At 63.7% G+C, this 24,073-nt stretch carries 21 protein-coding genes; 14 read left to right on the top strand and 7 right to left on the bottom strand.

Annotated features, from left to right (window positions below):
- Window positions 1–827, bottom strand: an 827-nt coding sequence (locus Y708_RS0117755; RefSeq protein ID WP_216699826.1) for an IS701 family transposase, incomplete at its 3' end; no start/stop codon positions are given.
- A gap of 260 nt (window positions 828–1,087) precedes the next feature.
- Here Y708_RS0117755 and Y708_RS0117760 point away from each other — a divergent pair.
- Complete coding sequence (locus Y708_RS0117760; RefSeq protein ID WP_028280966.1) at window positions 1,088–3,307, top strand: catalase; 2,220 nt, start codon at window positions 1,088–1,090, stop codon at window positions 3,305–3,307.
- Window positions 3,308–3,371: 64 nt separating this feature from the next.
- On the opposite strand, the gene Y708_RS0117765 is transcribed toward Y708_RS0117760, so the two are convergent.
- Both Y708_RS0117765 and Y708_RS0117770 read right to left on the bottom strand, forming a co-directional pair.
- Entirely contained in the window at window positions 3,372–5,120 is a 1,749-nt protein-coding gene (locus Y708_RS0117765; protein WP_028280967.1) for a pyruvate dehydrogenase, read from the bottom strand.
- Between the two features lie 66 nt (window positions 5,121–5,186).
- Entirely contained in the window at window positions 5,187–6,494 is a 1,308-nt protein-coding gene (locus tag Y708_RS0117770; protein ID WP_216699827.1) for a M20/M25/M40 family metallo-hydrolase, read from the bottom strand.
- A gap of 91 nt (window positions 6,495–6,585) precedes the next feature.
- Between Y708_RS0117770 and Y708_RS0117775 the strand changes: the two genes are divergently transcribed.
- From Y708_RS0117775 to Y708_RS27715, 8 genes are read left to right on the top strand one after another with little or no spacing between them, the layout of a single operon-like run.
- Window positions 6,586–8,445, top strand: a complete 1,860-nt coding sequence (locus Y708_RS0117775) for an ABC transporter substrate-binding protein (RefSeq protein ID WP_051479137.1) — start codon at window positions 6,586–6,588, stop codon at window positions 8,443–8,445.
- A 20-nt stretch (window positions 8,446–8,465) separates the two neighbouring features.
- Window positions 8,466–9,494, top strand: a complete 1,029-nt coding sequence (locus Y708_RS0117780; RefSeq protein ID WP_253905869.1) for an ABC transporter permease — start codon at window positions 8,466–8,468, stop codon at window positions 9,492–9,494.
- The gene (locus tag Y708_RS0117785) at window positions 9,491–10,399 is read left to right on the top strand and encodes an ABC transporter permease (protein ID WP_028280971.1); all 909 of its coding nucleotides are present in this window, start codon (window positions 9,491–9,493) and stop codon (window positions 10,397–10,399) included. The genes Y708_RS0117780 and Y708_RS0117785 overlap by 4 nt, the downstream gene beginning before the upstream one ends.
- The gene (locus Y708_RS26075; RefSeq protein WP_081746966.1) at window positions 10,399–12,129 is read left to right on the top strand and encodes an ABC transporter ATP-binding protein; all 1,731 of its coding nucleotides are present in this window, start codon (window positions 10,399–10,401) and stop codon (window positions 12,127–12,129) included. Before Y708_RS0117785 ends, Y708_RS26075 begins: the two co-directional genes overlap by 1 nt.
- Entirely contained in the window at window positions 12,126–13,049 is a 924-nt protein-coding gene (locus Y708_RS0117795; RefSeq protein WP_253905870.1) for a S66 peptidase family protein, read from the top strand. The genes Y708_RS26075 and Y708_RS0117795 overlap by 4 nt, the downstream gene beginning before the upstream one ends.
- Window positions 13,036–14,169 carry a serine hydrolase domain-containing protein gene (locus Y708_RS26080; RefSeq protein WP_051479138.1) on the top strand — a complete coding sequence of 378 codons (1,134 nt, stop codon included), beginning with the start codon at window positions 13,036–13,038 and terminating at the stop codon, window positions 14,167–14,169. The genes Y708_RS0117795 and Y708_RS26080 overlap by 14 nt, the downstream gene beginning before the upstream one ends.
- Window positions 14,166–14,963, top strand: a complete 798-nt coding sequence (locus Y708_RS0117805) for a serine hydrolase (RefSeq protein ID WP_028280973.1) — start codon at window positions 14,166–14,168, stop codon at window positions 14,961–14,963. The genes Y708_RS26080 and Y708_RS0117805 overlap by 4 nt, the downstream gene beginning before the upstream one ends.
- Window positions 14,960–15,769 (top strand): HAD family hydrolase, encoded by an 810-nt coding sequence (locus Y708_RS27715; RefSeq protein WP_051479139.1) that lies wholly within the window; start codon window positions 14,960–14,962, stop codon window positions 15,767–15,769. The genes Y708_RS0117805 and Y708_RS27715 overlap by 4 nt, the downstream gene beginning before the upstream one ends.
- On the opposite strand, the gene Y708_RS0117815 is transcribed toward Y708_RS27715, so the two are convergent.
- A complete protein-coding gene (locus tag Y708_RS0117815) occupies window positions 15,748–16,869 on the bottom strand; it encodes a dipeptide epimerase (protein ID WP_051479140.1) in 1,122 nt (373 codons plus the stop codon). The genes Y708_RS27715 and Y708_RS0117815 overlap by 22 nt on opposite strands.
- A 74-nt stretch (window positions 16,870–16,943) precedes the next feature.
- Here Y708_RS0117815 and Y708_RS26090 point away from each other — a divergent pair, with 74 nt between their 5' ends.
- The 3 genes from Y708_RS26090 to Y708_RS26100 all read left to right on the top strand — a co-directional run bounded on the left by Y708_RS26090 (window position 16,944) and on the right by Y708_RS26100 (window position 20,255).
- Window positions 16,944–17,807, top strand: a complete 864-nt coding sequence (locus tag Y708_RS26090) for a MurR/RpiR family transcriptional regulator (RefSeq protein ID WP_035776760.1) — start codon at window positions 16,944–16,946, stop codon at window positions 17,805–17,807.
- A 110-nt stretch (window positions 17,808–17,917) separates the two neighbouring features.
- Window positions 17,918–19,420, top strand: a complete 1,503-nt coding sequence (locus Y708_RS26095; RefSeq protein ID WP_035776762.1) for an MDR family MFS transporter — start codon at window positions 17,918–17,920, stop codon at window positions 19,418–19,420.
- A gap of 73 nt (window positions 19,421–19,493) precedes the next feature.
- Window positions 19,494–20,255 carry a phosphatase PAP2 family protein gene (locus tag Y708_RS26100; RefSeq protein ID WP_155853924.1) on the top strand — a complete coding sequence of 254 codons (762 nt, stop codon included), beginning with the start codon at window positions 19,494–19,496 and terminating at the stop codon, window positions 20,253–20,255.
- A 40-nt stretch (window positions 20,256–20,295) separates the two neighbouring features.
- Here the strand turns inward: Y708_RS26100 and glsA are convergent, their stop codons facing one another.
- From glsA to Y708_RS31220, 3 genes are all read right to left on the bottom strand, one after another.
- Complete coding sequence (gene glsA / locus Y708_RS0117835) at window positions 20,296–22,110, bottom strand: glutaminase A (RefSeq protein WP_028280975.1); 1,815 nt, start codon at window positions 22,108–22,110, stop codon at window positions 20,296–20,298.
- Between the two features lie 196 nt (window positions 22,111–22,306).
- On the bottom strand, window positions 22,307–22,870 hold the full coding sequence (locus tag Y708_RS0117840; protein ID WP_028280976.1) for a dihydrofolate reductase family protein: 564 nt from the start codon (window positions 22,868–22,870) through the stop codon (window positions 22,307–22,309).
- 41 nt (window positions 22,871–22,911) lie between these two features.
- Window positions 22,912–23,163, bottom strand: coding sequence for a DUF1028 domain-containing protein (locus Y708_RS31220; protein ID WP_081746993.1), 252 nt, complete (start codon window positions 23,161–23,163; stop codon window positions 22,912–22,914).
- A gap of 122 nt (window positions 23,164–23,285) precedes the next feature.
- On the opposite strand from Y708_RS31220, the gene Y708_RS31445 reads away from it, so the two are divergent.
- Both Y708_RS31445 and Y708_RS26105 read left to right on the top strand, forming a co-directional pair.
- On the top strand, window positions 23,286–23,447 hold the full coding sequence (locus Y708_RS31445) for an oligopeptide/dipeptide ABC transporter ATP-binding protein (RefSeq protein ID WP_275451120.1): 162 nt from the start codon (window positions 23,286–23,288) through the stop codon (window positions 23,445–23,447).
- Between the two features lie 80 nt (window positions 23,448–23,527).
- A partial coding sequence (locus Y708_RS26105; RefSeq protein WP_035776785.1) for a GNAT family N-acetyltransferase occupies window positions 23,528–24,073 on the top strand: 546 nt, incomplete at its 3' end.

The raw sequence follows: 24,073 nt of genomic DNA on the forward strand, positions 1-24,073 counted from the left end.
TTGATGCGGGTCCGTGCCCAGGAATAGCGGCGGTCGCCCTTGGTTCCGGCCCCGGCTGTCCGGGTCCGCCAGGCATTGGCGAACAGGGAAGCGATGAGTTTATCAGCGCGCCATTGCTCGCCGATCCCTGCCGTGGGGGCGAGGACGTTTTGGTTCATGGGAACAGCCAGCACGTAGTGCAAACCCCTGGCTTCCAGGCGGCGGCGCAGCCCCGAATGCTGTCCGTAGACCGCGTCCCCGGTAGCCCAGCGGGCCGGGATCCCGGCATCCAGGGCGCGGTCGATCATGTCCGCTGCCAGTACCGGTTTCGTGGCGAATTCCCTGGTTTTGGGGATCCCTGCCCGGGTGCATCTTTCCCGGTCATCGGCCCAGGTTTTGGGCAGGTAAAGTTCCCGGTCCAGCAGGGTCCGCCCGGCCGGGGCAGAGTAGGTCAGGAACACCCCGATCTGGCAGTTCTCCACCCGCCCGGCAGTGCCTGAATACTGGCGTGCGACCCCCGCCGATGCGGCGCCCTTCTTGAGGAATCCGGTCTCGTCAATGATCAGGATCCCGTCGGGATCGCCCAGATGGCGGTTGACGTAGGTGAACAAATCATCCCGCACAGCGTCAGGGTCCCAGTCGGTGGTCGAGAGCAGACGCTGCATGCCATCCGGGGTACCGTGCCCGGCGCGTTCAGACAGGGTCCAGGAATTCTTACGTTCCTCATCCGAAAGCAGCCCGCGCACATACCCCACAGCGTTCCGGCGTGGTTCGGACCGGACAAACCGCCGCCCAATGAGATCGCCGATTTCCTCCAGACCTTCGGCCCACTCTTCTACGTCCGCCACACAAATATCATCACTCACCACCAACGATTAACAGGCCACGACCGGAAAGTCCGATTAAACCGCCGATACAGCCAAAAATAAACGCGACTGTAGTACTAGGTTCGTTATCTGTGGCCACTCATTGCTGCGCACCCACTGCGTGGCTATGCTCTGCCAGTGAATGCTCCGTTGAAACCATTCAGTATGCTTACCATTTTCGGTAAGGTCGCTACTATGGTCCTCGACGGGCCGATCTAGTTCAAGCCGGACGGAGCCTACTCATGACCACAGATAACACGGACCAACCCTATATTCCGGGCACTCCCGCTGTTGAACCGCCCAGCCTGGAAGAGCCCACGGATCCGCGCGAACCGCTTCCGCCCAAGCCCGACCAGACCGGGCCGGAAACAGTCTCGCCAACCGGGGCACCGACCGGAGCGGCTCGAACCGTCAATTCCCAGAGCGGACGATTCCTCACAACAGCCCAGGGGACGAGGGTCTCTGACACAGACCATTCGCTCAAGGCGGGCCCCCGCGGCCCGGTGCTGCTCCAGGACCATCATCTCCGCGAGAAAATCACTCACTTTGACCACGAGCGGATTCCTGAGCGTGTGGTCCACGCCCGCGGCGCAGGTGCCCATGGAACCTTCGTGGCTAACGGCGCCGCGGCGGGCGTGACCAGGGCGGGCTTTCTCGGCAAGAATGTGGAGACACCCGTTTTTGTGCGTTTTTCGACGGTGTTGGGTTCGCGCGGTTCGGCGGACACGGTGCGGGACACCAGGGGGTTCGCCACCAAATTCTACACGGACGAGGGGACCTATGACCTGGTGGGGAACAACATCCCGGTGTTCTTCATTCAGGACGCAATCAAGTTCCCTGACATTGTCCACGCGGCAAAACCGCACCCGGACCGCGAGATCCCGCAGGCGCAAAGCGCGCACGACACATTCTGGGATTTCGCTTCCCTGCACAGCGAAGCTCAGGCCCACACCATGTGGAACATGTCCGACCGCGGAATACCCCGCTCCTTCCGAACCATGGAGGGCTTCGGCATCCACACCTTCCGCCTGCAGAACGCCGCGGGAGAGACAACGCTGGTGAAGTTCCACTGGAAGCCCAGGCAGGGCATCCACTCCCTGGTATGGGAGGAGGCGCAGATCATCAACGGCATGGACCCGGACTTCCACCGCCGCGACCTCGCCGACTCCATCGAAGCCGGCGCCTATCCTGAATGGGACTTTGGAATCCAGACCTTCCCGGACACGCCGGATGAAATGTTTGAAGGCATTGACCTGCTTGATCCCACAAAATTTGTTCCTGAGGAACTGGCGCCGGTGCAGATCATCGGCACCATGACACTCAACGCCAATCCCACCAACTACTTCGCCGAAACCGAACAGGTGGCGTTCCACCCGGGTCATCTTGTCCCCGGTATTGATGTCACCAACGATCCGCTGCTGCAGGGGCGCCTGTTTTCCTATATCGATACGCAGATCACCCGTCTGGGCGGCCCCAACTTCGCCCAGATTCCCATCAACCGTCCACATGTACCCGTCAACGACATGCTGCGCGACGGCATGCACCAGTCAGCCGTTCATGGGGGAGTTGCACCGTACCGGCCCAATTCGCTCGACGGCGGATGCCCGTTCCTCGCGGGCGATGACATGAGCGCCTACATAGAGGTGCCGCAGGAGCTACCGGCATCGATGAAGCTGCGCGAGAACCCGGCGACGTTCGAGGACCATTTCAGTCAGGTCAGGCTCTTCTTCCGCTCGCTGACGCCAATGGAACAAGACCATGTGATCAGCGCCTACACCTTCGAGCTTGGCAAGTGCTTCGAGGAGAACATCCGGATCCGCCAGCTGCAGAATCTAGCCAATGTGGATGAGCGGCTGTGCGCCGAGGTGGCCAAGGGGCTCGGGCTCGATGCGCCGTCGCCCACTGAGCAGGTCGAGGACAGAGACCTCAGCCCCGCGCTGTCCCAGGTGGGCAGCACCTGGCCGGTGGAAGGCAGAATTGTCGGAATCATCGCCGACCCTGCCGGCTCGGCCAAGAACGTGGCGATGCTGCAGAAAGCGTTTGACGACGCCGGCATGGTTACGTTGATCATTGCGCCCACCGGCGGCAAGCTCGACGGCGGACTGGTGGTCCAGCGCACGTACCTTACGGCGCGTTCCACTGAATTCGACGCCATCATCGTGGCGGGTCAGGCCAAAACGGCCGACGACGCCGCCAACAGCCGGGATGCCAAGGCAGGCGTTCCGGGCCGGGTGGATCCCCGGGTTCAGTTGCTGTTGGCGGAGGCGTTCCGGCATTCGAAAGCCCTCGGCGGAGTGGGTAACGTGGCCGCGGTTCTCTCAGCTGCCGGCATCGACGACGGCGCGCAAGGCGTGGTCACGGGGGATCCCACTACGGTGATTGCGGGACTTACCGGGCTGCTGGCCAGACACCGCGTGTGGGACCGCTTCCCGGTTCCGCCCCCAGTAATCCCGATCCAGTAGACAGTAGATACCGGTTGGGCGAATGATTCGGGTATCTACTGTCCACTCGTTCCATGAGATGTCTTTAGCCCCGCGGGATGTTCCGCAGGTTGCTCCGCGCCATGCTTACGGCCTCGCCGGCGCCTTTGTTCAAAACAATTTTGGACATCGCGGTGGCAAACCCAAAGACCTGCTCTCCGGTGATCTTGGGTGGGATGGACAGCGCCTTGGGATCGGTGATGAGTTCCACCAGTGAAGGGCCTTTGTGTGCAAAAGCGTCCCGGTACGCCGATGCAATTTGCTTCGGATCGGTCACCCGCACGGCGTGGAAGCCCATGGCCTGAGCGATCGCCGCATAGTTGGTGTCCGGAACGTCCACGCCATAATCAGGCAGTCCCTCCACGAGCATTTCCAACTTCACCATGCCCAGCGTCGAGTTGTTGAACACCACAATGTTCAGCGGAAGCTGATAGGAAACAGCCGTGAGCATGTCGCCCATCAACATGGACAGCCCGCCGTCGCCGGAGACTGAAATGACCTGCCTCCCCGGGTAAGCTACCTGCGCGCCGATCGCTTGCGGCAGTGCGTTGGCCATGGAGCCGTGCAGGTAGGAACCGATCAGTCGCCGTGTCCCCAGCGGGTTGATATACCGGGCCGTCCACACATTGCACATGCCCGTGTCAGCCGTGAATACGGCGTCGTCATCCGCTGCCTGGTCCAGCAGCGAGGCGGCGTACTCAGGGTGGATCGGCTTGATCTTGTCCACCCGGCGGGTATACGCGCCCACCGCCTTATTCATCAGCCGATCATGCTTCTTCAGAATCTGGTCCAGGAACCGCCGGCTTTTCTTCCGCTTGATCAGCGGCATCAGAGCGGTCAGGGTGGGCAGCACGTCCCCGTGGACGGCGATGTCGACGTCGGTGCGCCGCCCCAGGTTTTCGGGCGATCGGTCCACTTGCGCCGTCCGGGTGTCCGGCAGGAACTGGTCATACGGGAAATCGGTGCCGAGCAGGATCAGCAGATCGGCATCCTCGATGCCTTCGGCTGCCGCGCCGTAGCCCAACAGGCCGGTCATGCCGATGTCGTACGGGTTGTCGTACTGGATGAAGTCCTTGCCGCGAAGCGAGTGACCCACGGGGGCGGCGAGATGCTCTGCCAACCCCACAACGGCGTCGTGCGCTCCCTCCACACCGATTCCGGCGAAAATGGCGACCTTGCCGGCGTCGTTGATTGCCTCCGCAAGCTGGCGCACACTGTCCTCGGACGGAGTGAGCGTACCGCGTACAAACGGCGCGCACAGGGGAGTGGGCGCGGTTGCCTCCAGGCTCGCAATGTCACCGGGGAGGGTGACGACGGCAACACCACCCTTTCCGAGTGCGTGCTGGATGGCGCTGTGCATCACCCTCGGTGCCTGATTGGAAGTGCTGATCAGTTCCGAGTACACCGAGCATTCATTGAACAGGCGGTCGGGATGCGTTTCCTGGAAGAAGCCGCTGCCGATCTGTTGGCTGGGAATATGCGAGGCGATGGCGACCACCGGGGCGCCCGACCGGTTGGCATCGTAGAGTCCGTTGATCAGATGCAGGTTTCCGGGACCGCAGGATCCCGCGCAGACCGCCAGCTCGCCGGTGAGCTGTGCGTCCGCTGAGGCTGCGAAGGCGGCGGCTTCCTCGTGCCGGACATGAATCCAGTCGATGCCGCCCTTGGCTGATCCGCCCGTTTTTCGGACGGCATCCACAATGGGGTTGAGGCTGTCGCCCACAATCCCGTAAATCCGGCGCACTCCGGCGGTCTGGAGCTGCTCGATGAGCTGCGTTGCGAGTTCTTTGGCCATGGTGAAGACTCCTCGGCTGGGACCTGCATCGGTAGGCCCACTCTATGCCCGCGGCCCGGTCAAACCTCAGACGTGCTCCAGGAAATCCTGCAGGATGCGCTGGCCGCTGCGCAGCGACTCCACCGGGACGCGCTCGTCCACGCCGTGCACGCCGTCAGACGTGCGGCCGTCCGGATCCGCGCCCTGCGGCGAAAAGCCATAGCAGTCGATCCCCAGCGGCGCGAAGGCCTTGGCATCCGTTCCACCACCCAAACACCGGGGAACGACGACGGCGGCAGGGTCGTGCCGCAGCAACGCCGCCTTCATCGCGGCGAACCAGTGTGAATCGATCGGCGCCTGAACCGGCGGCTGATGGGACAGGAACGTCCGCGTGACACGTCCGCCGAGTAGCCCATCGATCACCGAAAGGGTTTCGTCCTCCGTTCCCGGCAAACAGCGAACGTCCAGATCTGCGGAGGCGGTCCCGGGAATGACGTTCACCTTGTAACCGGCGTCCAGCACCGTGGGGGTTGTCGAGCAGCGAATGGTGGTTCGTGCCACGGTCCCAGCATCCCCAAGACGGTCCACCGCGGCTTCCACGCCCGCATCCGTGGTGAGGTCCGCGGCGAAGCCAAGCGCCGCCGTCGTCTGCTCCAGATACGCATGGACGGTGGGGGTGAGCACAATCGGCCAGGCGTACTCACTGACCCGGTGGAGCGCGCCGATGAGGTGTGTGACCGCGTTGTCCGGATTGGGGCGGGAACCGTGCCCGGAGGTTCCAGTGGCCGTCAGGCGCATGTGCAGCGTTCCGCGTTCCGCGGCGGCGACGGGGTAGAGGCGCACTTCGGAGCCATCCTCCGCGGTGAGAAACTGGGCAACCCCGCCCGATTCCCCGATGGCGGCTTCGACGCCCGAGAATAGCTCCGGGTGCTCGGCGGCCAGCCAGAGGGCGCCGTAGTCACCCTTGTCCTCCTCGTCCGCGACAAAGGCAACGACGACGTCGCGGCGAGGCCCGGCTCCCTCCTCCGCCCAGCGCAGCAGGGTGGACAGGGTCATTGCGACCATGTCCTTCATGTCGCTGGCGCCGCGTCCCCAGATGTAGCCATCGCGGATCTCCCCGGCGAACGGATCAACGCTCCACTGCGCCGGTTCGGCGGGAACCACATCCAGGTGCGCGTGGATCAACAGGGCGGGAAGCGTGCGGTCCGTTCCGGGTACACGGACCACCGTCGAGGCGCGTTCGGAGGTAGGTCCCAGGACAACCGGTTCATAGCCGGCGGACGTGAGCAGACCTGCAATATACTCGGCCGCGAGACGCTCTCCTTCGCTCTTTCCCTCACCCCAGTTGGTGGTGTCAATTCGGATCAATTCGGCGCACAGTTCAACGGGGTCCACCACACGAGTGTAAGTGATTTGCGACACACAGAACAGTTGCGTAACTTAACTACATAGCATTCTTCTCGCAGGCATCAACGAAAGAGACATGATGACCAGTACTCGCACTTCCACCCAAACCGGGGAGCGCAAGATCCCGCTCGCCCGGAAAATCGGAGCCCTGCTCACGGCGGCAGCCATCGGGCTGGTGCCCGGCGGGCTGGTCATTCCGGCCGCATCGGCCACTGAAACCGGAACAGAGTCCGGCACCACGCTCAAGCTGCCGCTCACTGGAGACATCGACTCCCTCAACCCCTTCATCGCTATTCTCGCAACCAGCACCAACATCCTCGGGCTGCAGTACGAGGGCCTCGTGGGCTACAGCGCCGAAAACAATGAGGTTATCCCGGAGATGGCGGAGTCCTGGGAAACGTCGGAAGACGGCATCACCTGGACCTTCACCTTCGCTGAAGACAGGGTCTGGTCCGACGGCGAACCGCTGACGGCCAACGACGCCGCCTGGACCTTCCAGGCAATCCAGGAGAACGACGCCCTCAAGCAGGCCAACGGCTCGCTGCTGGAAAATGTCGCCTCGGTTGAAGCTACCGATGACTACACCCTGGTGCTCACCCTGAACGAGGCACAGGCGCCCAACCCCGGCTCGGTGCTTCCCGTTGTGCCGGAACACGTGTGGTCCGAAGTTGAGGATCCGGCAACCTTCGAAAATGCCTCCGATGCCGTTGGCAGCGGACCATTCACCGTGGTGGACTACAACCCCACCTCCGGCGTGACAATGAAAGCCAATCCCAACTACTGGCAAGGAGAGGCAAAGATCGACGGCGTCACCTATGTTCCCTACCGGAACGGCGACGCCGCGGTGCAGGCCCTCCTCACCGGTGAAATCGACATGATCAACGGCCTGACCCCCGCGCAGTTCCAGGCGCTGGAGCAGGAAGAAAATATCACTACCAACTCCGGTGCCGGCCGCCGCTACCAGGCCATGAACATCAACTCCGGCACCAAGGACGTTGACGGCAATGACATGGGCAACGGCAATCCCGCGCTGCAGGACGTGGAGCTTCGCAAAGCCATTGTGATGGCCATCGACTCCAACACCCTGCTGGAACGGGTCTTGGAGGGCCTGGGTACCCCGGCAACCGGCGAGATTCCCGCCGTTTACCCGCTCTACCACTGGGACACCGAGGAACTGCCCTACGCCTACGACCCGGAGGAATCCAACCGGATTCTTGACGAGGCCGGCTATGAAATGGGCGACGACGGCGTGCGCCTGGACCTCGAAGGCAACCCGTTGGAGCTGCGCCTCATGGGCCGCAACTCGGATCCAACGCATCAGCAGATGGCAGACTTTATCATTCCGTGGCTCGCTGAGATCGGCATTTCGGTGACCAGCGAGATGAAGGCACCCGCCCAGGTGAACGATGATTCGATCCTGGGAAACTACGACATGTATTTCACCGGCTGGGGCATCGGCCCGGACCCTGACTTCCAGATGTCCATCAACCAGTGCTCCTCACGTCCCAACGCCGACGGCACCGGTGCAACCAATGAATCCAACTGGTGCTCCCCGGAGTTCGACGCGATCTACGCTGCCCAGCACACCGAACTCGATCAGGAACGCCGCAGCGAACTGGTCGTCGACGCGCAGAAACTGATCTACGACGCCGCGGTGAACAACGTGCTGTACTACGCCGATGCACTGGAGGCCTACCGGTCGGACCGCTTCGAGCCCTTCGTCACCCAGCCCACTGAAGGCGGAGTGATTCTGGGCCAGAACGGTCCGTGGGGCATCTACAGTGCAACTCCGGTCTCCTCCGTGGACGCCGAGGGAGCAACCGCCACCACCAACCCTGCAGCGGTCATCCTGCCGATTGTGGGTGTGCTGCTGGTCGGTGGACTGGTGGCGTTCTTCCTGGTGAAGCGCAGGCGCTCCACCGCTGACGAGCGGGAGTAACCCGCACCATGTCGAATGCGTTGAGCACTCAGGACCTGGTCCCGGGAGACCACGGCACAGATGAGCCGCCGCGGGCATCTTCGTGGCTGAAATACACCGCCATGAAAGCTGGCGGGGCCCTGATCTCGCTGATCATGGTGGTGCTCCTGGGCTTCTTCGCATTCCGCATCCTGCCTGGCGACCCCGTCCGCTCACTCGCGGACGGGCGCCGGGTCAGTGTTGAACAGATGGACATCCTGCGTGAGCAGCTTGGCCTGAATGACCCGCTCCTGGCACAGTTCTGGCGGTATCTCACCGAACTGTTTCAAGGCCAGCTGGGCTACTCCTACACCTACAACGAACCCGTGGTGAACCTCATCGCCACCCGGATTGGTCCCACAGTGCTCCTCACCGGCACAGCGGCCATCATCTCGGTGGTGCTGGGACTTTGGCTGGGACAGCGCGCGGCCTGGCGGCGCGGCAGCCTCTTCGACAAGACGCAGACCGGCCTTGCACTGGTGTTTTGGTCCGTACCCACCTTCTGGCTGGGGCTTCTGCTCCTGCTGCTTTTCGGTGGAGGACTGCAGTGGTTCCCTACCGGGGGACTGGTCACTGCGGGCACCACCGAAACTGGACTGCCGCTGATCTGGGACGTCATCCGGCACATGACCCTTCCCGTCATCACCATGGTGGCCGTGGTGTATGCCCAGTATCTGATGGTGATGCGGGCATCACTACTGGAGGAAATGACCTCCGACTACCTGATGACGGCGCGAGCCAAGGGATTGCGCGAGGATGAGGTGCGTACCAAACACGCCGTGCCCAACGCGCTGCTTCCCACCGTCACGCTGATCTTCCTCACCCTCGGTGGATTGGTGGGCGGCGCCGTCACGGTCGAAACCGTGTTCTCCTGGCCGGGACTCGGGTACCTCACCTTCCAGGCCCTCTCAGCCCCCGACTTCCCGCTCCTCCAAGGAACCTTTGTGGTCTTCTCTTCGATCGTGATTCTGATGAACTTTTTCGCGGACCTGCTCTACCGCGTTCTTGACCCCCGGCTGCGTGCCGCATGAGCGCACCGGCTGCCCAGGGTAAGCGCATCAATGTTGCCGCTGCGCGCCGTCGTCAGCGGGCGGTGGAAGTGTGGAAGGAATTCGCCTCCAACCGTGCCGGCCTCACCGGGCTGATCATCCTGGTGTTTGTCATTGCGCTGGCCGCATTGATTCCGTTGTTCGCACCGCCCAGCGTCCTGGACGTCACCCAGGTGACCTCACCGCAGAATGATCCACCCAGTCTCGAGAACCCGCTGGGCACCGACCCCGCCGGACGCTCCGTACTGGCGCTGCTGATCTGGGGCGCGCGCATCTCCCTGGTGGTGGGTTTCGCCGCGACGCTGGTCTCCATGCTGATCGGGACCGTCGTCGGGATGGCGGCAGGCCACTTCACGGGCGCCACCCAGGCAGTCCTGATGCGCATCATCGACTTCTTCCTCGTAGTTCCCGGACTGGTGCTGGCCATTGTGCTCTCCAGCGTGATCGGGCCCGGGGTGGCGACCATCGTCGTCGCAATCGGGGTGACTTCCTGGGCGGGCACCGCCCGGCTGGTGCGCTCGCAGACCCTCACCGTGGAGTCCCGGCCCTACATCGAACGGGCGTGGGCACTGGGCGCCGGAGACGGCCACGTCATCACCAAGCACGTGCTGCCCGCCGTCATGCCGCTGGTGCTGGCCAACACCACCCTTACCGTGGGATCGGCAATCATTGCGGAGTCCACCCTGTCCTTCCTGGGTCTCGGCGATCCCAGCAGTATCTCCTGGGGGGCCATGCTGAAATCCGCGCTGGACACCGGAGCAGCAACCGGCGGGTACTGGTGGTACGTGATGCCTCCCGGCCTGGCAATTGTTGTGGTGGTGCTGTGCTTCACCCTGGTGGGCCGCGCCCTTGAATCCGTGATCAACCCCACCCTGCGAGGACGGTAATGCTTCGGCTTGAATTCCGCGATGTGCGGATCACCTACACCACGCAGACCGCGAGCGGGCGGGGCGAAATTGCAGCGGTCGACGGCGTCAGCCTGGTGGTTGAACCCGGCTCCACCGTAGGCTTGGCCGGCGAATCCGGCTGCGGAAAGTCCACCCTAGCCGTGTCCGTTCTGCGGCTGCTGCCAGCCAACGCAAAGGTTGAGGGCAAGATCCTGCTCGGAGATGAGAACGTCTCTGAACTGAGCTGGGGGCGTCTGCGTTCCGTCCGCTGGACCGAGGCCTCCATTGTCTTCCAGGGTGCCATGCACTCGCTCAACCCTGTGCGCAAGGTCCGCGACCAGATAGCGGAAGCGCTCATCATCCACGCGAAGGGCGTCGACGCACAGTACAAACAGGAGTCAGCCCGGACCGCACGGGTCAACGAACTCCTGGAGCAGGTGGGTCTGCCCAAGGCGAAGGGACTGTCCTACCCGCATGAACTCTCCGGCGGTCAGAAGCAGCGCATCATGATTGCCATGGCACTGGCGTGCGATCCGGACCTCATCATTGCGGACGAGCCGACGACGGCGCTGGACGTGGTGGTGCAGGCCCAGGTTCTCGATCTGCTCACCGCTCTGGTCCGGGACCGTGGACTGTCCCTCATCATGATCAGCCACGACCTTTCCGTTCTTGCCGCGACCTGCGAACGCATCGTGGTGATGCAGGAGGGCCGGATTGTGGAGCAGGGGCCCTCGCTGAAGATCATGCGCAATCCACAGCACCCGCATACCCAGGCGCTGGCCTCGGCGTTTCCGGTGATCGGTGACCTGTCCTCGCGATTGAAGCTCCCCACGTACACAGCTCCCAACGCGCCGCACGCGGAACCCGGAGCCGCAAGTGTGCCCCATGAGAGCCGCCCGGCCCTCGCAGCCCGCGATCTGTCGGTAACGTTCAGCGCGCGTGGCTCGGGTGCGGTCAGGGCCGTGGACTCGGTCAACCTGACCTGCAACACCGGGGAGATTGTGGCGTTGGTGGGTCAATCGGGATCCGGAAAAACCACTCTGGCCCGCACGCTGCTTGGCCTGCAGAAACCCACCAGCGGTGAGGTGCTCTTTGAAGGCACACCCCTGTCCCACAAGCGCAAAGCGCTCAAGGTCTACCGGCGGGCGGTGCAGTTTGTGCTCCAGGATCCCACCGCCGCCCTGAACCCCAAGCACTCGGTCTACGAGGCGGTCGCCGAGGGTCCCAGGCTTCACAAGCTCGACGGCGATGAACGCGATATTGTCGCTGCGGCGTTGGCCAAGGCCGAGCTGAACCCGCCGGAGAAGTTCTTCACGGCGATTCCGCAGGAGCTCTCCGGTGGCCAGCGCCAGCGCGTGGTCATTGCCGGAGCGCTTGCCCTTGAGCCTGAGTTTTTGGTGGCCGATGAACCCGTTGCCAGCCTCGACGCCTCAGTCCGTGCCGGAGTCCTTGCCCTGCTGCTCAAACTGAAGTGCGAGCTGGGACTCGGCGCACTGGTGATCACGCATGACCTGGGCCTTGCCTGGAACATCGCCGACCGTGTGGTGGTGATGTACCAGGGCCGCATCGTGGAGGAGGGGCCGGTGGAAGAAGTGCTCCTCAACCCGCAGCATGAGTACACGCGACGGCTGCTCAGCGTGGTGCCCACCCGCGAATCCCCGGTTGCAACGGCCGGTGCGCCGCTTCGCGAGCAGGCGTTGGAGAACGACGCGCAGGACGGCGTGCGTTGACCGGCGCTGCGGCAATGCACCCGGAGCTTGGCCCGCTGAAGCCGGGCGACCGGGTGGGCCTGGTGTCGCCGTCGGGCCCGGCGCCGGCCGACCGACTGGATCGGGCGGTGTCCCTGTTGACCGGCTGGGGGCTGGAACCGGTGCTGGCGGATCACGTGCGCGACGTACACCCCAGCGCGCCCTACCTCGCGGGCGAAGACCGGCACCGGGCCGAGGACCTCCAGACCATGTGGTGCGACGATGGCATCACGGCGGTCTTCTGCATCCGCGGCGGCTACGGCGCGGTGCGGATCCTCGACCTGCTGGATGCGGCCAAGCTTCGGGCAGCGGGGCCCAAGCCGCTCATAGGCTCCTCCGACGCCACGGCACTCCACCAGTACTGGTCGGAGAACCTGGGGCTCGCCACCTGGTTCACGCCCATGGTCGCCACTGATGCCCTCCTGGATGACCCGGCGGCGCAGGCAAACCTCCGGGAGGCGCTGTTTACCCCCTACCGCGGGCGTTCCTTTACCTCCGGTGCAGCCGAGCCGCTGGTGCACGGCGAGGCGACTGGCTCCCTGACCGGCGGCAATCTCAGCCTTCTCGCGATGACACTCGGTGCACAGCCGATACCGGACAACACGGGCCGGATTGCCCTTCTGGAGGACATCACAGAGGATATCTACCGGCTGGACGCCCTCCTGCACATCCTGCTGCGTGCCGGCTGGTTCGATGGTTTGACCGGCATCGCGCTCGGCTCCTGGCTCAAATGCGGTGAGCTCCACGACGTCAAGGCGCTGGTCACCGAACTGCTGGTGCCGCTGGGGATCCCGCTGGTGTGGGAGCTCGGTTTTGGCCACGGACCCGGCGCCCACAGTATTCCGCTGGGCGTCCAGGCAACACTTACCTCCGATAGGAATCCACAACTTGTCCTCCACTGAAATTGACACCGAACTCCGCCACATCCTGGAGGCCGCCGTGCACAGCCGGGTGACGCCGTCGGCCGTCCTGGCCTACAGCGTCCGCGGCGCCCAGGCGGGGCCCACCGCGTTTGGTGACGCAGTGGCGTACGACGACGACGGCGCGCCCCTGCCTGCGGCGGAACAGGTCCCTGCCACGGCGGAAACGGTCTACGACCTCGCCTCGGTGACCAAAATCTTCACGGCTCTGACCGCACTGCGCCTGGTCGACGACGGCGTGCTGACCCTTGACGATCCTGTGACGCCGCGGCTTCCTGGGTTTACCGGCGACGGAAAAGAAGCGATCACCCTCCGCCACCTCCTTACCCATACATCGGGCCTGCCGGGAGTGTGGGACGGCTGGCAGCGGCTGCCCTCGGCTGAGCGTTCCGCCCTACTGGAAGACCTCCTTGCCACGCCCCTTGCGAGGGCTCCCGGCACAGCGTTTGAGTATTCCTGCGTCGGATTCAACACTGTGATGGCGCTCGCCGAAACCGTAACCCGGACGCCGTGGGCCCACTTGGTGGAGGAGAAGATACTGGGGCCGCTCCGGAGTCTGGATCCACGGACCGCGAAGCTCACGTACTCGCCGGACGCGGCCGCGTGCGCGGCCACCGAATGTCAGCCAGGAATCGGTAGGGGTGCCGTCCGCGGGGTGGTCCACGATGAAAGCGCCTGGTCGCTGGGAGGCGGCGCCGGTAACGCCGGGCTTTTCGGCACGGCCGGCGCGTTGCTCGCATTCGGGGAGATCCTGCAGCAGGGTATCGGGTCGCTGCTGTCGGCGCCGCTGGCCAAAGAGTTCTGGTCCGACCAATTGCCGCTTGTCTTGGGCAACAATCTTCAGGCCGGCGGACCAGGCTATGGACACGGGCTCGGGCTGCGCATCGGGCAGCTGGATTGGATGAGCGGTGACGGTGCGCACGCCCGCGGCCACACCGGCTTCACCGGAACCTCACTCCTGGTGGACCGCGAAGCGGATATGACAGTGGTGCTGCTGACCAACCGGGTGCACCCCAGCCGCACGCTATCCGAGATGGCCCCGCTGCGCTCCGCCGTGACTGAAGCTGTTTACAGCACTGCAGCGGACGGTGCGGACACATGAGTGTGGTGTCGGACTACAGCGACGGCAACCCGCACATTTCCTTCCGCCTGACCACGTTGAGCGGGAAGGTCCTTGCCGAGAGTGCAGCCGACACCGTGGTGTATGCGGCGAGCACCATCAAGCTTGCGGTTCTTGTCGCCGCGCTGAGGGAAGTCGACAGCGGGAATTTGTCCCTCAACCAACCGGTGACGGTTCGCTTCAGCTTCGCCAGTTCAGCACCGGGCGCCGGAGTATTTACCTGCGAACCGGGGGAGATTGACGAAGGGTTGCCCGTCGAGGGGGAATCGATGCCGCTGCGCGAGGTCCTTCGGCGCATGATCGTCGTGTCCTCCAATGAAGCAACCAACCTGGTGGTGGAGCTCGTTGGACTGGCGGCCGTCAATGATGCCCTGCACCGCTGCGGCGCGGTGTCGTCGAAAATGGAACGGCTCTTCGGCGACCTTGAGGGGCTTGCCGCCGGCCTTACCCAGGAGACCACAGCCGCGGATCTGGGCGCGGTCATGGCTGCCGTCATCAACGGCCGGGCGGCGGGCCCAGAAAGCACCCGATTGATGTTGGAGTTCCTCCGTGCACAGGAATACGGCGTGATCGGTCCGGCGCTTCCGGGCGGCACTGACTGGGGCAGCAAATCGGGCTGGGTAACGGGCATCCGGCACGACGTTGCGTTTGTGCAGCCTTCCGGCTCCGAGGGCTATATTCTTTCAGTTTGTACCCGCGCCTACGGGGAATATGAGGCAACGGCGGCCATTTCTGCCTTGTCGGTCATGGCGTGGGACCTGTGCGCAGGAAAATGAGACCCAGCCGCGGCGTCATCAGCTTTGACCTTGACGGGACGCTGATCCAGGGGCCTTTCGCGTCAGTACTTCGGGAGGTGTGCGATGCCATCGAACCGGCATCTCCGGACGGGTTGTACCAGGAGGTGCTGCGCCGCCACGAGGAGCTGTTACTCGAGGACGAGTACGCTGCCTACGGGTGGTCGGCCATGGTTGCTGCTGCAACCGGTGCGCGGGGAATATCCATGGGAGCGGACATCGTGACGGAGCGCATCGTGGGGCGCTTGGAAGAGGCGGCCACCCGGACCCGGCTGCTGCACCCGGATACCCCCGAAGTGTTGGCCGGCCTCCGCTCCGCAGGCTGGAGGGTAGTCATCCTCACCAACGGCCGCAGGGCGTTCCAGGAACCGGTGATCGCCGGTGCGGGCCTCCTGCCGGTGATCGACGGGTTGGTAACGTCCGACGACGCCGGGTCGGCCAAGCCGGGACCGGCCACCTTTGAGTTCGCCCGGGGAGCCGCGGGGCTGCACATCCACGTGGGGGACCGGTTGGACCACGATATTGCGGGCGCGGCTCGAAGCGGCGCGCTGAGCCTGTTGCTGCGGGTGGATGCACCGGTCTCCGGTCTGGTCCGGGATGTCGGCGCCGCCAGGTACCGCACCCTGCAGGAATATCTGCGCACCCGCCACGCCGTCGAGCGCCACATCGGGTCCGCCGCGCAGCTGGAGCTCCCTCCCGAAGCAGTGCCGGACGCCGTCGCCACCGATCTTTGGGCAGCGGCGCAGCTGATTGATGCGCTTGAGTCTCAGCGGAGCGCTGTTTCCTGACCCGCTGCTGCGAAGATTCCCAACCCCGGTCTCTCCGGCAGTGTGATGACGTTGGCGTCATACCGCGCACCACCGTTCACCGGCGACGAAGCCACCCACAGCCCGCCGTCCAGATCCTGGGGAATGTGGTGCGCCGCCGTCGTCGGTTCAGTGCTTTCCGTGAGGGACGCGGCGAAGCTTGCCGCAGCGCCGATGCCCACGGTGCTTTCAATCATGCAGCCCACCAGCACGCCGAGGCCGGCGCTGGATGCCAGCTGTGCCAGCTGCATTGCGGGGAGGACCCCTCCGGTCTTGGCCAGTTTGATGTTCACCAGATCCGCGGCCTGAAGGTCGATGAGCCGGTGCAGATCCTCAACGGTCCAGACAGACTCGTCAGCCATGATGGGAGTATTTACGCGGCGGGTGACGTAGGCGAGGTCCTCCCAGACGCCGGCGGGAACCGGCTGTTCGAAGACGTCGATGTTGAGCCCGGCATCCTCAAGCGCAGTGATGACCCGCACCGCTTCCTCGGGAGTGAAGGCCTGGTTTGCATCGATCCGCAGCCGGACGTGTGGCCCCGCGGCGCGGCGCACTGCACGCATCCGCGCCACTTGGTCGCCGCCCGCGTCAAGCTTGACCTTGATGCAGTCGAAACCGTGGGCAGTGTGCTGCCGGGTTTCGCTGGCGAGTGCAGCCGGTTCATCGACGGAAAGCGTCATATCGGTGAAGACCCGCGGTGAACGGCCGCCGAGGTACCGGAAAAGCGGGCTGCCGTGGCGTTGTGCCGCCAGGTCATGAAGGGCACAGTCAACTGCCATCCTGGCGGCGCTCGATTCGGAGGAGAGGCTGACGTGACTGAGGGCTTCTGCATGATCAGCTGTATCGGAACGGGCCACCAGGTCCTGAAGCGGGCCATGTACGGACGCGACGACGCCGGGCGTGGTTACCTTGGTGACGGCGCTGATGGGCGCCTCGCCCCAGCCGCTGCGGCCGTCGTCGTCCATGGCTTGGACCAGAACCGTTTCGAGCACCGTGGCGCGCCTGACTGCGGTGATAAACGGCCGCACCAGCGGAATGGTGACCGCACGTGCACGCAGGGTCACTCCCGGATAAGGTTTCATGCCGTCCCTCCGTACGTAGGAGGATTACGATACATTTCATGAAGTTGTAACTCAATGACCCGAGAAAGGGTTCCATGAGCATCCAGTCGAAGATTCATTCCCACCTGCCGACGCTGCCTCCCTCCGCGCGGAGGGTTGCGGAAGTGATCCTGGCCGATCCCACGGTTGTCCTGCGGAACACCATTTCCCAGCTCGCAGAAAAGTGCAGCACCTCCGAGCCGTCGGTGGTGAGGTTCTGCCGGGCCCTTGGGTACGCGGGTTATGGCGAACTCCGACTGGTGATGGCAACCGAGCTTGGACGCGAGGAAGCCAATGCCGTGGACCAGCGGCGCTTTGGGGCGGACATCAGCCCGGACGACTCGCTGCAGGACACCGTTGCAAAGATTGCGTTTGCGGAAACATTGGGGATTGACGAGACCCTCTCCAGTGTTGACTTCGGTGTTCTTGAAAAGGTGGTGCAGACAATCGGATCCGCGCGGCACATCCTGGTGTACGGGCTGGGCGCAGGCGCTATCGTCGCCGACGACCTTCAGCACAAGCTCTTCCGGATCAAACGCACTGCCCAGGCCTTCGACCAGCAGCATGACGCCCTCATGGGCGCCGCACTCATGGACCCCGCCGATGTGGCAATTGCCTTCTCGCACAGCGGCCAGACCAGGGAAACCCTTGCGTTCATTGAGCGCGCCAAGGAAGCCGGCGCACCAACCATCGCCGTGACCAACGTGGAATCCTCGCCACTTGCAAGGACCGCTGATCTCTGCCTGTTCACGATGGTCCGTGAGACGGCTTTTCGTTCCGGGGCGATGGCATCGAGAATCGCGCAGCTTGCGCTGGTTGACTGCATCTTTGCCGGTGTGGCACAGAGCAGCTACGAGGAGACCGTCAGTGCCCTGGAAGTGACCCGCGCAGCCATCAGTTACGGCACGCAGGCCCGGTGACTCATCCTTAGGGATGATATCCAGGGTGCCGGAAATACAAATTCAGGTGTCCGCGTTAGTTTGGTTGAAGACACTGTCTACTTCCACTCACGTTTCCTAAGGGGACCACTGTGCCACAAAGCGCTCCATCCGTTTCCGTTGACCAGACGGCCGGCGAACCCGACGTTTCCAAGCGGAACCGGCTGGTTATCTCATTGCTTTTGGGCTCGGCATTTGTAGTTATCCTCAACGAGACCATCATGGGCGTGGCGCTTCCCCGCCTCATGGAGGACCTCTCGATCACGGCCACGGCCGGCCAGTGGCTCACCACGGCGTTCATGCTGACCATGGCGGTGGTCATCCCGATCACCGGTTTCCTCCTCCAGCGGTTCAACACGAGGCCGGTGTTCATGGCCGCGATGACACTGTTCAGCATTGGCACACTCGTCTCAGCCACGGCGCCTGGGTTCGAAATTCTGCTGGTGGGGCGGGTCATTCAGGCCAGCGGCACCGCGATCATGATGCCCCTGCTGATGACCACGGTCATGACACTGGTGCCGCCGGCGTCACGGGGCAAGACCATGGGTAACATCTCCATTGTGATTTCGGTGGCTCCGGCAATCGGTCCCACGATCTCGGGCGCAATCCTCAGCGTCCTGGACTGGCGCTGGATGTTCTGGCTGGTACTGCCCATTGCTGTTGGATCGCTGATCCTCGGCGGGATCCGGATCCGGAACGTCACCACACCAAACCGGGTGCCCATCGATGTGCTGTCCGTGATCCTCTCAGCGTTTGCCTTTGGCGGGATCGTCTACGGGCTCAGCCAACTCGGTGAAGCAGCAGAGGGCGCCATGATGCCGCCGTGGGTTCCCCTCGTGGTTGGGGCAGTTGGACTGGCACTGTTCGTGTTCCGCCAACTCGCCCTGCAGAAGATCGACCGCGCGCTGCTGGACCTCCGGACCTTTGCCTCGCGCACCTTCACCGTCTCCATAGCGGTGCTGTCCATCAGCATGATGGCGCTGTTCGGCACCATCATCCTGCTGCCGATCTACCTCCAGAACGTCCTTGGACTTGAGCCCGCACAGGCAGGAGCGCTGCTTCTCCCGGGTGGACTGGCCATGGGGCTGCTCGGGCCAGTTGTGGGACGCGTCTTCGATCGCCACGGGCCACGGATCCTGGTTGTTCCCGGGGCGCTGCTGGTCAGCATCGTCTTCTGGGGCCTGACCATGGTGAGCGAAACAACTCCCATCTGGCTGGTGCTCATTGCCCATGTGTTCCTCAGCATTGGTCTGGCTGGCATGTTCACACCGTTGTTCACCTCTGCGCTCGGCTCAGTGCGCCCGCAGTTGTATTCACACGCCAGCGCAGTGATCGGCACCGTCCAGCAGCTTGCCGGTGCAGCGGGAATCGCGCTGTTCGTTGCCGTGATGACCGTGCAGTCAGCGGCCCTGACCGCGGGCGGAACCGCCGAGATCCCGGCGCTGGCAAGCGGCATCCGAATGGCGTTCCTCTACGGCGCGGTCATCTTCCTCTTCGCGGTGGTGGCTGCGTTGTTTGTCCGCAAGCCTGCCGCGGCTGACGAGGCCGGCGCGCCGTCGTCGTCGGACACTAGCGTGGAAGCGCAGGTCCACTAGGCTCCGCAGGGTAGGATTTCCCCACCGGTTGGGGGATCGGTACGTCCGTTTCACCCACCGGTGGGAGACCTACATGAGCGCAGAATCCCGACGGCTCACCGGCCTTCGACGCCTGAACCGCCGCTACCTCGCGGAGGAGCGCATTGTTTCGGGGGTCAGACGGCGCAAGTTTTTCATCGCTGCGCTTGTGCTCATTGTGGTGGGTGCCGCGTCATTTGTGGGCCTTATAGTCAGCGTGGGGACCGGTACGGGCATCAGCAGCTTGGATGAGCCGGTCCGGGACTTCATGGTCGATCTCCGCAGCCCGGACGCCACCATGTTCATGGTGATCTTGGCGGTGATTTTTGGCCCGGTTGCCATGCCGTTTATTGTGCTGGCCGCCACCGTAATCTGGATCTGGCGTGCAAAGCACATGTGGCGGCCGGTACTCCTTGCCGGCGCAATGGTGCTGGGAGTGGGGCTGGCGCTGCTGTTCCGCGACCTCATCGACCGACCGCGGCCGCCGGTCGAGTTCATGCTCCACGGCGCAGACCACACGTTCTCTTTCCCCTCCGGCCACGTTCTCGGAGCGGCCGATTTTCTGCTGCTCAGCGCCTATCTTCTGCTGTCCCGCCGACAGGGGATCTGGTTGTGGCTAACCGGCCTGGTTGTCGCTGTAGTGGGAATTGGCAGCCAGATTTTCAGCCGCCTCTACTTGGGCTATCACTGGTTGACCGACACCCTGGGCTCGGTCTGCCTCTCACTGTTCATTCTGGGACTGGTCATTGCCCTCGATACGTGGCGGACAACCACGGTGGACGAGGGGCCTGGGAACGCTTTGATCAGCCCAGGGTAGATGCACGACGGCGCGACGGCGGCACATTTGAATAGTGGCTTCAGTCGCGGATCCGCACAGCAGTTTCGCGTAGATAGAGATCCACGCGGGTGTAGGCGTCCCGGGTCAGCGCCTTCCACAGTTCCAGCGCCAGCGGAGGATCCTCGGTTTCCAGCCTGGCGATCGCGTCTGCAGTGAGGACTGTGAGCCGGACCGCGCCCTCTGCCTTGACGGTGGTTTCCTGCCGGTCGTCGCTGCCCAGGGCGAGTTCGCCGAACGTCATTCCGGCGCTGAGCGTGGTTAGCCGGACGCGGGTTCCCGTTGGCCCCTCCACCGTGGTGGTGACCCTTCCGGTGAGGATGAAAAAGACGCCCCCAAACCGCTGCCCGATGCGGCGGATGACGTGGCCGTCGTCGTACTTTCGGGTTTCCATCCGGTCGGCGAGCTTCCGCGCGTCGCCGGCGCTCAGCGGGCTGAGTGCCGGGCAATCGGTCACATCCACCTCGCTGGGGAGGCAGAGTTCACCGCCGTATTTGGTGATCAGCCCGTTCTCGCACCATTCGACGGCGGCGGTGCGGGTGGGGAAGGTAGGGACGTCGCGGTCCACGTCCTTGAAGGTGTCGGCAAGGGTACCTTCTCCGTCGATGAGAACCAGTTCGCGGCCCTCATCCTGCAGTTCCTCCCGCACCTCAGCAAGAAGCCGGAGTGATACTTCAGCCACTTCATCCACCCTGCGCAGGTCCAGGATGATCAGCTCCACCGTTTCCTCCAGTGCGCTCAGTTCCCGCACCATGGACTCGGCGCCTGCGAACAGCAGGTCACCGTTCAGTTCGATAACGCGTGCCCGGTGGCCATGGTCGCGCAGGATATCCATGGACTCATCGTTCCTCCGGATTCCTGACGGTGACGCCGTGATGTCGTAGCTGGACCGGATCGCCGATTTGCCGGTGCGCGCTGCCCGCACAAAGTGCAGCTCCATATCTTGCGAGAGCCGCTGGCTGGCCGCCATGCCGCGGACGCTGCTGCCATGTTCGTCCAGAGGCGGCGAATAGACGGCGAGGCCAACCTGGCCCGGCAATACCGCGATGGTGCCGCCGCCCACTCCGCTTTTGGCGGGCATTCCGACGGTGCTGATCCAGGCTCCGGCGTCGTCGTACATTCCGCAGGTAGTCATGACGGAGAGCATGCGCTCAATCGGGCCGATCGCCATCACCTGCTTGTCCGTGAGCGGGTTGCGTCCGCTGTTGGCAAGGGTGGCAGCCATGATGGACAGGTCGAGGCAGTTCACCAGCACCGAGCACTGGCGGAAGTAATTCTCAATGACGGGACTGGGATCGTCCTCGATGATGTTGAAAGACCGCAGCAGGTAGGCCAGCGCACGGTTGCGGTGGCCGTGTTTGAGCTCTGATTCGAAGATTTCATCATTGACCGAAAGCTGCCGGCCGGCAAAGGCCGAGTAGGTGTTCAGGATGCGTTTAAACGGCGAGTTTCCGCCAGAGCCCTTGATCAGCGACGTCGCGGTCAGTGCTCCGGCGTTGATCATCGCGTTGGACGGACGCCCTGTCCCCTCGGCGAGGGAGATTTCGTTGAAGGAATCGCCGGAGGGTTCCACATCCACTTTTTCGTCGACGGCTTCCAGGCCGAGATCAGCCAGGGCCAGCCCGTAGGTGAAGGGCTTGGAGATTGACTGGATGCTGAACTCATCCCGGGTGTCGCCGACCTCGTAAATGTAGCCGTCCACCGTAGTCAGGCAGATGCCAAAGTGATTGGGGTCAACGTTCGCCATCGCCGGGATGGTGCTGTACGGCTTTCCGTCCTTCAGATCCGAGATCTCCCGATGGATCTTCTGAAGGTAGCGTTGTATCGGCGATTCCATGGTTGCAACACTATGGCACGGTGAGGTCCGGACCGGCGCGTTGTGTACCCGGACTGTCCTACCCGCCGGGTTCTCCAATGAAGGCAAGGCATTCAGGCATCTGGGCATGGAATGTGTGGTGGTGGAGAGCGAACGTCTGGCGGTCACCCATGGCGATCGCCATGTGGAGCTTGGGCCCGGTGACGCCCCTGGAGGTCTAGCGCGGGTTGACCTGATACCGCAGAAAGACCGTCCCACCAGCGAAGCGGCGTTCCTCATGCAGTGTGAGATTCAGGGTGCTATCGGGCGGCAGGCCCGGCTTGCCTCCACCCACCACAATCGGTATCAGGAAGATATGGCATTCGTCCACCAGCCCAGCTCTGAACGCATGAGCTGCGAGATCAGGGCCACCGATGGCAAGGTCGGACGCCGCGGATGTTTTCAGTCCGCGGATTGCCTCCGCGTCGAACTCCCGCTCGATGCGCGTGTTCGAGGTGGTGGCCTCCTGCAGTGTCCGGGAGTAAACGGTCTTTGAGGCTGCCTGCCAGATCCCCGCGAAATCCCGCATCAGGGTTGACTGATCGGCCAGTGCCGGATCCGTCTCCCACCCGACCATCATGGTGTACATCCGGCGTCCGTACAGGTAAATGCCAACCGGCCGTTCAAGGTTGTTGATGAAGCCATGCACTTCCGCGTCAGGTTGGGCCCAGTCAAAGTGTCCTGTCCGGTCCTCAATATAACCGTCCAGCGACATGATTGCCGAGTAAATCAGTTTTGCCATGGTGGTTGGCCCCTCCCGGATCAGCTAACTGTATCCAGCGGCTACCCTTCCCACCACAGTTCCAGCAGCCGGGAAAGTTCCAGGAGCGGCTCCGGCGAATCATCCACCCGGAGATCGATCATCAAATCCGGCGGAGAGGAATCGTCGGCAACGTTGGAGCAAACCAGCAGGCACGCGCTTTGCTTGCCGCGGGAGTCGCCGCCCGCAGCTTCGCCGGCCTGAAGCGCGCGCAGGGCGGCTTTCGCAAAGCCCAGTGGCGCCGGGCCCAAGCCAGCCGCCAGGGACGCGGTCATGGCCCCAAGGTCGAGCTGTACCGCCAGCCGGGCCACCCCTACACGCAGGCGCTGCTGTCGGCCATTCCGCTGGCCGACCCGGTGGCTGAACGCAACCGCGACCGGACGCTGCTGAAGGCGACGTGCCCTCGCCGTTGAATCCGCCGTCGGGCTGTGTCTTCCGAACCCGCTGCCCGCTCGCGATCGAGGCGTGTGCCGACGTAATACCCGCTCCTGTGCCGCTGGGACCGGATCATGTGGCGTCCTGCATTCGCACAGCCGAGGTGCCGGCGCTGAACAGCTGAGTTCACAATGGAGCGTCCCGGACGGAATATGCCATGATGCAAGCAGATCACAGTGGATGGGGCGGACGAGGGGCAACACAATGACGGGTTGGCGCACCAGGGACTTTCACCCGGCGGACATGGACGCGATCCTGCACCTGTGGGAACAGGCCAAGGCAAGCGGAGTGGAGCCGGTCTATGCGCTCGCGGAAGTGGTTGCATCCTGCCAGAAGGACCACGCCGTTGTTGCTGTTCACGGCGATGAGGTAGTCGGTGCCGCCGTTGCGCGCGCCGCCCATGACCAGGGCTGGATTGTCTTTTTCGCCATTGACGAAGGCTGGCGCCGGCAGGGGATAGGCAGCGGTCTCCTCGCCGCCATCGAGCACCGGATGGCTCCGTTTGGGCTCACCAAGTTGTCCACCCTGGTACCGGATACCGAGCACCGCGTAGAGGCGCTCAATAACGCGGGATTCCAGGATAAGAAGCACCTGCGCTACTTCGAACGCCAGATCCCGGTCCAGCGACAGGAGATGGGTTTGCTGAGTGAGCTGGGCGGCCGCCTCATGCCACGCAATCTGTGGAACGCCGTCGGTGGCATGCAGCAGGAGAAGGAGCTTCTTGAACGCCGGCTTGTCCTGCCGCTGGGC

The sequence above is a fragment of the Arthrobacter sp. H5 genome (genome assembly GCF_000520595.1).
GTDB lineage: Bacteria > Actinomycetota > Actinomycetes > Actinomycetales > Micrococcaceae > Arthrobacter_D.